This is a genomic window from Herbiconiux sp. FW305-C-125 (assembly GCF_058783455.1).
This window is the reverse complement of the sequence record NZ_JBYSYO010000008.1, coordinates 21,624-33,478: the sequence shown is the minus strand read 5'-3', so window position 1 is coordinate 33,478 and position 11,855 is coordinate 21,624. Positions and strand designations below refer to the sequence as shown.

The 11,855-nt window shown below is 70.2% G+C and carries 12 protein-coding genes; 7 read left to right on the top strand and 5 right to left on the bottom strand.

Annotated features, from left to right (window positions below; genetic code table 11):
- Positions 1-426, bottom strand: coding sequence for a hypothetical protein (locus AC3WLB_RS17765; RefSeq protein ID WP_492508259.1), 426 nt, complete (start codon positions 424-426; stop codon positions 1-3).
- Positions 423-2,060, bottom strand: a complete 1,638-nt coding sequence (locus AC3WLB_RS17760; protein WP_492508257.1) for a GMC family oxidoreductase — start codon at positions 2,058-2,060, stop codon at positions 423-425. Before AC3WLB_RS17760 ends, AC3WLB_RS17765 begins: the two co-directional genes overlap by 4 nt.
- A 165-nt stretch (positions 2,061-2,225) precedes the next feature.
- Here AC3WLB_RS17760 and AC3WLB_RS17755 point away from each other — a divergent pair, with 165 nt between their 5' ends.
- The 6 genes from AC3WLB_RS17755 to AC3WLB_RS17730 all read left to right on the top strand — a co-directional run bounded on the left by AC3WLB_RS17755 (position 2,226) and on the right by AC3WLB_RS17730 (position 8,316).
- Complete coding sequence (locus AC3WLB_RS17755) at positions 2,226-2,675, top strand: GlcG/HbpS family heme-binding protein (protein ID WP_492508255.1); 450 nt, start codon at positions 2,226-2,228, stop codon at positions 2,673-2,675.
- Positions 2,672-3,430 carry an SDR family NAD(P)-dependent oxidoreductase gene (locus tag AC3WLB_RS17750; protein WP_492508253.1) on the top strand — a complete coding sequence of 253 codons (759 nt, stop codon included), beginning with the start codon at positions 2,672-2,674 and terminating at the stop codon, positions 3,428-3,430. The genes AC3WLB_RS17755 and AC3WLB_RS17750 overlap by 4 nt, the downstream gene beginning before the upstream one ends.
- A 113-nt stretch (positions 3,431-3,543) precedes the next feature.
- Complete coding sequence (locus AC3WLB_RS17745) at positions 3,544-4,689, top strand: substrate-binding domain-containing protein (protein WP_492508251.1); 1,146 nt, start codon at positions 3,544-3,546, stop codon at positions 4,687-4,689.
- Positions 4,690-4,727: 38 nt separating this feature from the next.
- On the top strand, positions 4,728-6,302 hold the full coding sequence (locus AC3WLB_RS17740) for an ATP-binding cassette domain-containing protein (RefSeq protein WP_492508249.1): 1,575 nt from the start codon (positions 4,728-4,730) through the stop codon (positions 6,300-6,302).
- Positions 6,299-7,309 carry an ABC transporter permease gene (locus AC3WLB_RS17735; protein ID WP_492508247.1) on the top strand — a complete coding sequence of 337 codons (1,011 nt, stop codon included), beginning with the start codon at positions 6,299-6,301 and terminating at the stop codon, positions 7,307-7,309. The genes AC3WLB_RS17740 and AC3WLB_RS17735 overlap by 4 nt, the downstream gene beginning before the upstream one ends.
- Positions 7,306-8,316 carry an ABC transporter permease gene (locus tag AC3WLB_RS17730; protein WP_492508245.1) on the top strand — a complete coding sequence of 337 codons (1,011 nt, stop codon included), beginning with the start codon at positions 7,306-7,308 and terminating at the stop codon, positions 8,314-8,316. The genes AC3WLB_RS17735 and AC3WLB_RS17730 overlap by 4 nt, the downstream gene beginning before the upstream one ends.
- A 39-nt stretch (positions 8,317-8,355) precedes the next feature.
- On the opposite strand, the gene AC3WLB_RS17725 is transcribed toward AC3WLB_RS17730, so the two are convergent.
- Both AC3WLB_RS17725 and AC3WLB_RS17720 read right to left on the bottom strand, forming a co-directional pair.
- Positions 8,356-8,766: an SgcJ/EcaC family oxidoreductase gene (locus tag AC3WLB_RS17725; RefSeq protein ID WP_492508243.1), complete on the bottom strand. Its 411-nt coding sequence runs from the start codon at positions 8,764-8,766 to the stop codon at positions 8,356-8,358.
- A 47-nt stretch (positions 8,767-8,813) separates the two neighbouring features.
- Entirely contained in the window at positions 8,814-10,232 is a 1,419-nt protein-coding gene (locus tag AC3WLB_RS17720) for an MFS transporter (protein ID WP_492508241.1), read from the bottom strand.
- A gap of 104 nt (positions 10,233-10,336) precedes the next feature.
- Here AC3WLB_RS17720 and AC3WLB_RS17715 point away from each other — a divergent pair, with 104 nt between their 5' ends.
- Positions 10,337-11,032 carry a TetR/AcrR family transcriptional regulator gene (locus AC3WLB_RS17715; protein ID WP_492508239.1) on the top strand — a complete coding sequence of 232 codons (696 nt, stop codon included), beginning with the start codon at positions 10,337-10,339 and terminating at the stop codon, positions 11,030-11,032.
- On the opposite strand, the gene AC3WLB_RS17710 is transcribed toward AC3WLB_RS17715, so the two are convergent.
- Positions 11,022-11,810 (bottom strand): alpha/beta fold hydrolase, encoded by a 789-nt coding sequence (locus AC3WLB_RS17710; protein ID WP_492508237.1) that lies wholly within the window; start codon positions 11,808-11,810, stop codon positions 11,022-11,024. The genes AC3WLB_RS17715 and AC3WLB_RS17710 overlap by 11 nt on opposite strands.
- Positions 11,811-11,855 lie beyond the last annotated feature (45 nt).

The window sequence follows — 11,855 nt, the reverse complement described above, 5'->3', positions numbered from 1 at the left end:
TCAGGGGGTGGGTCGGTAGATCGGGCCGCGGGCGCTCACCGGCGCCACCAGCCCTTCGAGGTCGTCGTCGAAGCGGATCGGGATGACCGAGCGCTTGCGGTACCCGACCAGCTGGGCCACGTCGGGGTTCAAGAAGTAGGCGGCCGTCACCGCGTCGGCCAGAGCCCGGAGGCCGGGGAGACGGCGGGCCTCGAGCTCGTCGAAGCTCGCGGGCAGTGGCTCCGCGATCTCGGTCAGGCCCGAGCGGACGGCGTCGAGCAGATCGGGGCGCACCGACACGACCTGGTCGATGTACTCCTCCTGCACGCGGGCGTCGGAGGCGCTGGGCATCCCGCCCGACCGCGTGATCAGGAGGTCGCCGACGGCAGCGAGCTTCGCGCGCTCGTCGGCGGTGAGGCCGGGTCCGGTGGGGGCGAGGCCGGTCATCGCGCCACCGCCTGGCTGCGGCGCTCGGCCACGGCGTGCTCGGCGGCGCGCAGGGCGAACGCCGCGATGGTGGGCGTCGGGTTCATGCCGGAGGAGGTCGGCCAGGTGCTGCCGTCGACGATGATGAGGTTCGGCACCTCGTGCGCGCGACCCCAGCCGTCGACGACCGACGCTGCCGGGTCGTCGCCCATCGTGGCCGTGCCGAGGATGTGCCAGCCGGTCTCCCGGATCATGGGCGCCACGATGGTCTCCGTCGCCCCGGCCTCGCGCAGCGACTCGGTCGCCCGCTCGACGTTGAAGGCGAGCAGGTCTTTGGTGTTCTTCGAGGTCTCGTAGATCATGCGCACCCCGGGCAGTCCGCTGCGGTCGCGCGTGGTCTCGTCGAGCTCCACCCGGTTGTGCTCCTCGGGCAGGTCTTCGGCCACGATTCCCCAGGCCAGCGAGTGGCCGAGCCGCTCCCGCACCGTCTCGTGGAACCGGTCGCCCCAGATGGCCGAGCCGCCCCACGGGAAGGCCGCCGACATGGCCTGGGGGCCGCCGGTGGGGGTGACGTTCCACTTCGCGCCGCGCACGAAGCCGCGGCTCTTCACCGTCTCGTAGAACTCGAGCGAGTAGATGGGCTGACCCCAGACGCTCTTCCACGGGTCGAGCTGCTCGTCGAAGACGCCGACGACGGTGGCGAACGGATGCATCATGAGCCGCTTCCCGACGAGCCCCGAGCCGTTCGCGAGCCCGTTCGGGAATCGCGCGCTGGTGGAGAGCTGGAGCAGCCGCGGCGTGCCGAGGCCGTTGGCCGCGAGCACGACGAGGTCGCCCTCCTGCCGGTGTGTGACTCCGTCGTCGTCGACGTAGACGACCGCGGTGGCGAGGCCCCGCGCATCCGTCTCGATCTCCTGCGCGGTGGCCCGGGTGATCAGCCGCACGCCCTGCTTCAGCAGGTCTGGCCAGTGCGTCACGTCGGGTGAGGCCTTCGCCTTGTTGATGCAGCCCCACATGCAGGCTCCGCGCTGCACGCAGGCACCCTGGTTGCGGTAGTCCTCGGTGGCGATCGCGTTGCTGCCGGGCCACCAGTGCCAGCCCAGCCGGTTGTGCGCCTCGGCCATCATGCGGCCGCCGGCACCGATCGGGGCGGGCTTCATGGGGTAGGCCTCGATGTCGGGGAACGCCGGATCGCCGGGATACCCCGAGACGCCGAAGTCGCGCTCGATGCGCTCGTAATAGGAGGCGAGGTCTTCGTAGCTCAGCGGCCAGTCGTCGGCGACGCCGTCGAGCGACCGCACACGGAAGTCGGAGGGCATGAGGCGCATCCAGATGCCCGCGTACATGACCGCGCTGCCGCCCACTCCGTTCCAGAGCAGGGGCTCGACGTCGGACCGCGCCGTGTCGATGGGGTAGTCGCTGAACGAACGGCGCACCGCCGGCTGCGGGTTCCACTGCTTGCCCGCGCTGAGCTCGAGGAACTCGTCGGCGACGTGCGACTGTGAGTAGTCGGGCCAGTCGCCCTGCTCGATGCAGACCACCCGGTAGCCCGCCTCGGCGAAGCGCCGTGCCGCCACGGCGCCGGCCGGGCCTGCTCCGACGATGACGACATCGGCGCGATCGTCGTTGCCGGGATCAGCGGAGGGGGAGAGCATCGGATGAACACCTTCGTTCGGCGGATGAATCGTGCGTCGAGTGCGTCAGGGGGCTGGCTGCCTTCGGACGACTCTTGTACGATCGTATGACGAAAGACCGTAACAGGTCAACGGCAGGGTCGCCTCTCTGAAGCTGCTCGCCGTGGCCGACGAGAAAGGACGGCGATGACCTCCACCCCCTCACCCGCGGCGCGCACCGCGCGGGTACTCAGCTACGAAGAAGCGCGGCTGCTGCTCGACGCGGCACTCGACCGGGCGGTCGAGATCGGCGTGCCGGCGAGTGTCGCCATCCTCGACGCCACCCGCGAGCTCGTCGCCTTCGGGCGCCAGGACCGAGCGCCAGTGCTCACCGGCGAAGTGGCCACGGCCAAGGCCTACACCGCGGCGTCGCTCCGTCAGCCGTCGGGCGATCTTGCCGAGGCGGCCGGGCCCGGTGGCCCGTTCGCCGGTCTCGCCCACGGGTCGGAGCGCGGCCTCATCACCTTCGGCGGCGGCTTCCCGCTCATGGTCGACGGCGAGGTCGCGGGGGCGGTGGGTGCGAGCGGCGGGTCGGTCGAAGAAGACCTGGCGATCGCCCGGGCGGCCGTCGACCTGTTCGAGGGGTGGGCCCGATGAGCGGCCGGATGGCGGGCCGTCGCGTCGTGCTGACCGGCGCCGCGGCCAACATCGGAGCCGCCACGGCGGAGCTCTTCGCGGCCGAGGGCGCGAGCGTCGTGATCGGCGACATCGACCCGCGTGCGGGCGAAACTGCCGCGAGAATCCGGGAGAGTGGCGGCAATGCCTGGTTCGTGCCGACCGACGTCTCCGACGGCGAGGCGATGCAGAACCTCTTCCGCGAGGCGGCCGAACAGCTGGGCGGCATCGACGTCATCGCCAACAACGCGGGCGTGCAACGGTCGTCGCCGATCACCGAGATGGCCGAGTCGGACTGGGATCTGCACATGTCGGTCAACGCCCGCTCGTGCTTCCTCGCCGCGAAGTACGGGGTGCCCTACCTCCGCGACGGCGTCTCCCCGGCCATCGTCAACATGGCGTCGGTCGGCGGGTTCAAGGCGCCGGCCGGTCTCGCCGGGTACTCCGCGTCGAAGGGCGCCATCATCGCGTTCACGCGCACGCTGGCGGCCGAACTCGGGCCGGAGGGCATCCGCGTCAACTGCGTCGCACCCGGTTGGGTCGACACGCCGTTCAACGATCCGATCGTGTCGCACATGGGCGGTCGCGCCGCTCAGGATGCGGCGGTGCGGGCCGGGGTGCCGCTTCAGCGACAGGGCCGGGCGGACGAGATCGCCGAGGCGTTCCTCTACCTCGCGACCGACGCATCCTCGTTCGTGACGGGGCACGCGCTGGTCATCGACGGCGGTGCGTCATGATCACGACTCGGCAACGGGAGTTGCGCCCGCTCGAGGGTCGCGTATACGGTGGTCCCGTCAGTTGTACGACAATCCTACAATAGCTGCCCGTTCTCAACGAGGAGAAACGAACGATGATCAACTCATTCCGATCGCGGTTCCGCCGTCAGCTCGCCGTCGGCGCGCTGATCGTGGCCTCCGCCGCGGTTCTCACCGGCTGTGCCGGCTCCGGCTCCGGCTCCGACGCGGGTTCCACCGACTCCGCGGGTGACGGCGGCGGCGACAAGCCGATCAAGATCGCCCTCAGCAACTACTTCAACGGCAACATCTGGCGCAAGCAGATGGAGGCGAGCTTCGAGGCGACCGCGAAGGACAACCCCGACAAGATCAGCGACTTCAAGGTCGTGAACTCCGACGGCTCCGCGCCCCAGCAGGCGCAGCAGATCCAGTCGCTGGTGCTCGAGGGCTACGACGCGATCATCATCGACGCCGCGTCGCCGACCGCCCTGAACGGCGCCATCCAGGAGGCGTGCGACGCCGGAGTCACCGTCGTCGTCTTCGACTCGCTGGCCACCGCCGACTGCGCCTACAAGGTCGCCTTCGACTACGAGACCTACGGCAAGGTCGAGGCCCAGTTCATGGCCGACCAGCTGGGCGGCAAGGGCAACATCCTCTTCGTGCGCGGCATCGCGGGCATCACGGTCGACGAGGACATCTACCGTGGCGCCACCGAGGTGCTGAAGAACTACCCCGACATGAAGATCGTCGGCGAGGTCTACGGCGAGTTCACCGAGTCGACTGCGCAGCAGGAGGTGGCAAAGATCCTCCCGTCGCTGCCGAAGATCGACGGTGTGCTCACCGAGGGGAACGACGGCGGCGGAACGCTGGACGCGTTCCTCCAGGCCGGCACCAACCCGGTGCCGCTCGTCATCCAGGGCAACTCGGGCCAGGGCCTCGAGGGCTGGGTGAAGGTCGCGCAGCAGAACCCCGACTACAAGACCATGTCGATCTCGTCGCAGCCGAGCATCTCCTCGACCGCCCTGTGGCTGTCCTGGATGCTCATCAACAACCAGAACGACGCGTCGAGCCTGCCCGACAAGACGGTCTACGCGCCGCTGCTCATCATTCCCGAGGAGAACCGCGACGCCTGGGCCAACGCCCTCGAGTACACCGAGATCGCCGAGAACCCGACCACGCTCGAGCAGGCCCAGTCCTACGTGAAGGCCGCCATCGACGGCGACCCGGTGCTGCAGGACGAGCCGCTGCCGCCGAGCAACTGAGAGCAGCACCACCCACCCGAGGCGGAGAAGAAGGCAGCATGCCAGAGCAGTCAGCACCCGACACCCTGATCGTTCAAGGGGTGTCGAAGAGATTCGGCTCGACCCTGGCGGTGGACGACGCGTCGTTCACCGCCAGGCGGGGCGAACTCATCGGAATCGCGGGCCACAACGGCGCCGGCAAGAGCACGATCCTCAAGGTCGTGAACGGCACCATCGCGGGCGACTCCGGCACGGTGACGATCGGGGGCGTCGAGCGCCCGGCCACCGAAGCGGTGGCGCATCCCGAGAAGCTCGGGGTGCGCACCGTCTACCAGGAGCTCTCGCTCTGTGCGAGTCTCCGGGTCGACGAGACCGCGGCGATCTTCGACCACTCGGCGCGAGGCATCTCCTGGCGGCGCACGGCCTGGCGCAATCTGCGGGCCGTGCTCGACGAGATGTTCCCGGGCCACGGCATCCGCCCCGACGCGAAGATCCACGAGCTCTCGATCGCCCGCCGGCAGATGATCGAGTGCGCGAGCACCTTCATCGACAGCACCACTCCGGCGCAACTGGTCATCCTCGACGAGCCGACGTCGTCGCTGGATGCGTCCTCGACCGCGAGCTTCTACGCCTACCTCGAGAAGCGCGCCGCAGACGGGGTCTCGGTCATCATCACCACGCACCGGTTGCAGGAGATGATCGACCACCTCTCCCGCATCTACGTCATGCGCGACGGGCGGGTGCTCAGCGAGCAGCCCGCCGCCACCGCCACCAAGGACTCGATCGTCACGGCGATGGGCCTGGCGGCGCACGAGAGTGCGCGGGTCGCCCCGGAGACGGCGACGGCGGATGGGGGCGCGGTGATTTCCGCGGCGGCGCGCACCGGCTCGGGTGACGTCGTCGTGCGGCTGGAACAGGAGGCGGGTACCGGCGGCACCGAGGTGTTCGAGATCCGCCAGGGCGAGATCATCGGCTTCGCCGGTCTCGAAGGGCACGGGCAACTGCTCGCGCTCGAGGCGGTGTACCGGGCATCCGCTCGCCGGCCGGGCGGGCGCCGGGCGCCCAAGCGCACCACGCACCACGTGGTGTCGGTGGTGGGCGACGCCGCCTACGTCAGCGGCGACCGGGGGGTGCGCGGCATCTTCCCGCTCTGGGACGTCGCGTCGAACATCAGCTTCACGAGCCTCGGCAAGGTGACCACCGCCGGGCTCATCAGGCCGAGCGCCGAGCGGAGCCTGGTGAACCAGTGGTACTCCCGGCTCGGCATCAAGGGTCGCCCGACCGACGGCATCACGAGCCTCTCCGGCGGCACGCAGCAGAAGGCGCTGATGGCCCGCGCGATGGCGGCGGGATCGGATCTGCTGCTGCTCGAAGACCCCACCCGCGGCGTCGACCAGGCCACGAAGAGCGAGGTCTACGACCTGCTGCGGCAGCAGGCGGCCGAGGGCCAGACCGTCGTCTGGTACTCCACCGAGAACGAGGAGCTGCGCAACTGCGACCGCGTCTTCGTGTTCCGGGTGGGCACGATCGTCGCCACTCTCACCGGTGCGGAGGCCACGGAGGATGCGGTGATCGCCCTCTCGTTCGGCGGCCAGGACGCCGACCCGATCGATGTCGAGGAGGCCGTGCGATGACCACCGCTCCATCCGCTCCCACCGGTGGCCCCGGTTCGTCGCCGGCGCTCGGCCAGACGCTGCGCGACCGCCTCGGCGGCGTGTTCGGGCCCTGGTTCCTGCCGAGCGTCGCGGCGCTCGTCATCTTCGGCATCATGGTGTCACTGCGCCCGCTCGTGGCGTCGCCGACCGGGATCAACCTGGTGCTCGCACCGCTCATCCCGCTCATCTTCGCCGTGCTGGCGCAGATGTTCATCATCGCCGCGGGCGACATCGACCTCGGCATCGGCTCGTTCATCGGGCTCGCCAACGTGGTGATCGCGGTCATCCTGCCCGACAGTCCCGTCGCGGGCATCCTGTTCCTGGCGGGGATGGTGGTCGCCTACGGTGCGATGGGCGTGCTCATCGCGGTGCGCGGACTGCCCTCGATCGTGGTGACCCTCGGCATGTCGTTCGTCTGGCTCGGTGTCGCCATCCTCATCCTGCCCACTCCGGGCGGCGTGGTGCCCCCGGGTGTCGTGTCGTTCGTGCGGTTCAACCCGGCCGTCGTGCCCGGGGTCATCATCGTGCTGACGGTGGTGACCGTGGTGGTGGCGCTGTTCCTCCACCGCAGCAAGTACGGTGCGGTGCTCCGCGGCTCCGGCTCGAACGCCGAGGGGGTGCGCCGGGCCGGCTGGTCGGTCATCCGCGCCAAGGTGAGCCTCTACGTGCTCGCCGCCATCTTCGGGCTGCTGTCGGGGCTGTACCTCAGCGGGCAGACCGGCGGTGGCGACCCCTACATCGCGCAGAGCTACGTGCTGCTGAGCATCGCCGGCGTGATCGTGGGCGGTGGCAGCTTCCGCGGCGGCGAGGTGTCGGTGGTCGGCGCGGTCGCCGGTGGCCTCGTGGTGGGGCTGCTGGGCTCGCTGCTGCAGTTCATCGGCGTGTCCTCGAGCTTCCAGGCCGCCGCTCAGGGCTTGGTGCTGGTGCTCGTGCTGGTGCTGCGCGCCCTCGTCAACTGGATCCGGAAAGTGCGGAGGACGCTGTGACCCGACTCGAAACGCGCACCGAGAAGACGCCCCCGGAGGCGCGGGCGCCGCGCCCCTCGCTCGGCTCGACGGTACTGACGGTGCTGCGGCATCCGGCCACCCCGGCCTTCATCGGCATGATCGCCATCTGGCTCGCCATCGGCATCATCGCCGGCCGCGGGTTGGTCGAGACGATCAGCGCCGGCATCATCATCGCCACCTTCCTCGTGATCGTGGGCATCGGGCAGCTGTTCGTCATCACCGTCGGCAACGGCGGCATCGACCTCTCGGTGTCGTACGTCATGACGCTCAGTGCCTTCCTCGCCTGCCAGATCATGGCCGGTGAGGATGTGAACATCGCCGCGGGCATCCTGGTCGCGGTGGTCGCGGGGCTCGTGGCCGGAGCGGTGAGCGCCGTGCTGATCGAATTCGTCGGCATGCCGCCGCTCGTCGGAACGCTCGCCGTCGGCTTCGGCCTGCAGACCATCACGCTGGTGTACTCGGGCAGCGTCGTCGGCGTCGCGAGCCCCGCCCTGTCGTCGTTCACCACGGCGCAGATCGGGCCGATCCCGGTCTTCGGTGTCGTGGGCGTCGCGATCGCGGTGGTGGCGTTCATCGTGCTGAAGCGCACGAGCTACGGCCGCCGCGTCGAGGCCGTGGGGCAGAAGCCGGTGGCGGCGAGCTTCGCGAACGCGCGGCCGGCCCTCATCCGGGCCTCCGCCTACGTGCTCTCGGGCGGGATGGCGGGCCTCGCCGGTGTGTTGCTCGCGGCGTACAGCGGCGGCCCCTCACTCGGCCTCGGATCGAGCTACCAGCTGGCGTCGATCGCGGTGGTCGTGCTCGGCGGATCGCTGATCGCCGGTGGTCGCGGCATCGTCTCAGGCCTGTGGGCGGGCGCGGTGCTGCTGACGTTGCTCACGACGCTCGCGAACATCACGCGGCTGAGCGGTGGGTGGCAGTTCATCATCCAGGGCCTGCTCATCGTGGTGGTGCTGGCGCTCTCGCGCAACCCCATCGCGCGCCGCTGACCGCGGGGTGCGGGGTGCGGGGTGCGGGTCGTGCCCGGGTCAACGCCGCCGGCTCATCGAGGTGTTGTGGAAGGCGGCGATCCGCCATCCCTCCGCCGTCTGCACCAGGGTGAACGTCTGGAGCTTGTCGAGCACGATCGCATCCGGGTTCGTGTCGATGCCGCCCGCGGTCAGCACGCTCACCGCGTCGCTGCCGAGTGGTTGCACGGCGATCGGCTCGACGCGCAGCTTCGTGCCGGCCTGCCACGTCGTGAACACGTCGCGGTGGTTCTCGGTGATCGCTGCGCGGCCGACGAGCGCGTCGCCGAGGAAGATGACGTAGGTCGCGTCAGCGGTGAACAGGGCGCCGAACGCGTCGGCGTCGCCGGCGTCCCAGGCCTCTTTATAGGCGGTGAGGATGCGGTCGGCTGCGCTTTCGGCATCCGCCTGGGTGAGTGGGTGGCCGGTCATCGGCGTCTCCTTCGGGTCGGGTGAGCGGGGTCGGATCGGGCGCGGGGTCACTCCACCTCGGCGACCGCCGTGCGGGGCAGGAGCGGCACGACGAGGAGGCAGGCGACGAGGACCGCCAGCAGCACGACGAGCGTGACGGTCACCGCGGCCACGTCGCCGGTGGGCAGGAGGGTCAGGAAGATGCTCGTGACGAGAGCCGATCCGATGCCGTTGGCGACCTGCTGAACCGCGCTCAGCGATCCACTGGCCGAGCCCGCTTCGTGCGCATCGACGTCGCCGAGGGCGGTGTTGAAGATGGAGCTGAAGCAGACGCCCGCACCCAGACCCATGAAGAGGGTGGCGATGGCGAGCTGCCACCAGGTCAGGTCGGCGTCGGTGGTGGTGACGAACACGAGCATGAGCGCGACGCCGGCCAGGATGGCGCCGAGTCCGAGCACGACCAGACGGCGGGCGAGCTTCACGATGAGGGCGGCGGCGATGCCGGAGCCGCCCATGATGCCGAGGGTGAGCGGGATGAGGCTGAGCGACGTCTGGGTGGGCGAGTAGCCGAGCCCGAGCTGCAGGAAGAGCGAGATCACGTACATCAGCCCGCTGAAGCCGGCGAACACGAGTAGCCCGACCACGAGGCCGGCGGTGAACCCGCGGTTCGCCAGCAGGGTGCGGGGGAGGAGCGGATCGGGTGTGCGCGCCTGCCGCCAGACGAGGCCGGCGAAGACGACGGCGCCGCCGACGACGGCGGTGATGGCCAAGGGCCCCCAGCCGTCGCTCGAGCCCTGGATGAGCCCGAAGAGCACGCCGAAGAGGGCCACGATGAGCAGCACGCTGCCGAGCACGTCGATGCGGGTGGCCGGCCGCGGCGCCACGCGGGGCAGGAACTTCACCGCCATGACGAGGGCGACCCCGCCGAGCACGAGGTTGATGAGGAACACGGGGCGCCACTCGAGCCCGAACAGGTTCGCGTCGATGAGCAGCCCGCCGAGGATGGGGCCGGCCACGGCGAAGACACCGAGCATGGGTGCGAACACGCTGAACGCCTTCTGCAGGGCGGGCTTCGGGAAGGTCGCGGTCATGATGGCCATGCCCTGCGGGATGAGGAAGGCCCCGAAGACGCCCTGGGCGACGCGGGCGCCGATCAGCATCTCGGGCGAGAGCGACAGGCCGGCGACGACAGAGGCGGCGACGAAGCCGGCCATCCCGGCGATGAAGGTGCCGCGCTGGCCGAACTTGTCGCCGATCCGGCCGCCGAGCACGAGGAGCGAGCCCAGGGCGAGGGCGTAGGCGGCGCCCAGCCACTTGATCACGCTCTCGTCGGCTCCGAGGTCGGCGACGATCGACGGTGCCGCGATGTTCGTGATGGTCGAGTCGATCAGGTCCATCGCGTCGGCGAGGAGCACGACGATGAGCGTCAACCACACGCCCCTGGCGGAGAGGGCGGGGGGTGTGGCTGTCGGCAGTGTGCTGGTCATGGGGGTCCCTTCGGCGCGGTGGCGGGCGTGCATCCGGCGCTCGCCGTGGTACGAACAGCATCGTAACGAACATGTTCGTCACGATCAAGCGCTACGCTGAACACATGGCACGACCTGAACCGATCAGCCGGCGCGATCGGCCCGCGAAGCCCCCGCTCTCGCGGGCGGCCATCCTCGACGCCGCGGTCGCGATCGTGCGACAGGACGGCGCCGCGGCGCTGACCATGCGCCGGCTCGCGACCGAGCTCGACACCGGGCCGGCGTCGCTCTACGTCTATGTGCGCAACACCACGGAGCTGAACGCGCTGCTCATCGACCGGTACCTCTCCGAACTCGATCTCTCGTGGGACGGTCGCGAGGAGTGGCGGGAGCGGCTGCAGCGGGTGGTCGACGACTACGCGGCGCTGCTCGCGAGTCAGCCCGGGCTCGCCGCGGCGGCACTCACCACCTGGCCCGACGGCCCGCACTACCTCGATCTGCTCGAGCTGCTGATGCGACTGCTGGATGCGGCGGGTGTCGACACGGAGACCGCGGCGCGCGGCATCGACCTCCTGCTCCAGCACGCCACGGCATCCGCGGCCGAGTGGGCGGCGCACGCGACGCCGGCCGGTCAGGACCTCGCCGACCTCACCGAGACGCTGGACGCGGCGTCGGCCGATCGGCATCCGTCACTGCATCGGGCGGGGTCGGCGGTGTTCACGTCCGGCACGCCGGAGGAGCGGACGAAGTGGGCGACGACCGCGATCGTGCAGGGCATCCTCGCGCAGGCACGCGATCGGCCCCGTCCATTCAGGCCGTGAGGAACGCCGTGATGTCTTCGACGAGCCTGTCCTGCTCCTCGTACGGGAGCATGTGCCCGGAGTTCTCGTAGACCACGAACCGGGCACCCGGGATGCCGTCGGCGACCTCGCGGCCGGCCTCGGGCGGGTTCAGCCCGTCCGACGCGCCGGAGATCACGAGGGTCGGGGCGGTGATCGACGGCAGGCCGGGGCGCAGGTCGAAATTCGCGAGGGATCGCTCGACCGCGGCCTGCTCCTCGGGGTTCAGCGGCGTGCGCACCGTCGTGGCCGTGAGGAGGTTCTCGCGTCGCTCCGGCGGGGTGTGCGGCGACCAGACCGCATCCGCCATGACCGCCATGGTCTCCTCCGGGCTGAGGGTGCTGAGGTCGACGCCGCGCCGCGCCGCGTAGGCGGCCACCGAGGAGGTCTGGCCGTGAGCCTTGCTGACGACGAGAACGAGTCCGGCGATCCGGTCGGGGGCCAGGATGGCGGCCTGCGCTGCGAGGTAGGAGCCCATCGAGATGCCGACCAGGTTCGCCGAAGCGTAACCGAGCCCGGTGATGAGTTCGCCCAGCATCGCGCCCTGGTCCTGGAGGGTGAAGCCCTCCGGTCGGGCGGATTCGCCGTGCCCGAGCGCATCCGGAGCGATCACGTGAAAGGCCGCGCTGAGACCTTGGGCGAGGAGGGCGACCGTCGACCCGTCACCCATCAGGCCGTGCACGAGCACCAGCGGAGGTAGCTGCCGGTCTCCGAACTCCTCGTAGTGGATCGTGCCGAACCGGGTGTCGATCTCGGGCATCGGGGGGTCTCCTTCGTGCGCGCGGCGAACGTTCCGGGTGGGCTT

Bases quoted from the DNA above. Each gene is read 5' to 3' on its own strand.
- AC3WLB_RS17765 (WP_492508259.1), bottom strand. From the start codon at position 426: ATGACCGGCCTCGCCCCCACCGGACCCGGCCTCACCGCCGACGAGCGC.
- AC3WLB_RS17760 (WP_492508257.1), bottom strand. From the start codon at position 2,060: ATGCTCTCCCCCTCCGCTGATCCCGGCAACGACGATCGCGCCGATGTC.
- AC3WLB_RS17755 (WP_492508255.1), top strand. From the start codon at position 2,226: ATGACCTCCACCCCCTCACCCGCGGCGCGCACCGCGCGGGTACTCAGC.
- AC3WLB_RS17750 (WP_492508253.1), top strand. From the start codon at position 2,672: ATGAGCGGCCGGATGGCGGGCCGTCGCGTCGTGCTGACCGGCGCCGCG.
- AC3WLB_RS17745 (WP_492508251.1), top strand. From the start codon at position 3,544: ATGATCAACTCATTCCGATCGCGGTTCCGCCGTCAGCTCGCCGTCGGC.
- AC3WLB_RS17740 (WP_492508249.1), top strand. From the start codon at position 4,728: ATGCCAGAGCAGTCAGCACCCGACACCCTGATCGTTCAAGGGGTGTCG.
- AC3WLB_RS17735 (WP_492508247.1), top strand. From the start codon at position 6,299: ATGACCACCGCTCCATCCGCTCCCACCGGTGGCCCCGGTTCGTCGCCG.
- AC3WLB_RS17725 (WP_492508243.1), bottom strand. From the start codon at position 8,766: ATGACCGGCCACCCACTCACCCAGGCGGATGCCGAAAGCGCAGCCGAC.
- AC3WLB_RS17720 (WP_492508241.1), bottom strand. From the start codon at position 10,232: ATGACCAGCACACTGCCGACAGCCACACCCCCCGCCCTCTCCGCCAGG.
- AC3WLB_RS17715 (WP_492508239.1), top strand. From the start codon at position 10,337: ATGGCACGACCTGAACCGATCAGCCGGCGCGATCGGCCCGCGAAGCCC.
- AC3WLB_RS17710 (WP_492508237.1), bottom strand. From the start codon at position 11,810: ATGCCCGAGATCGACACCCGGTTCGGCACGATCCACTACGAGGAGTTC.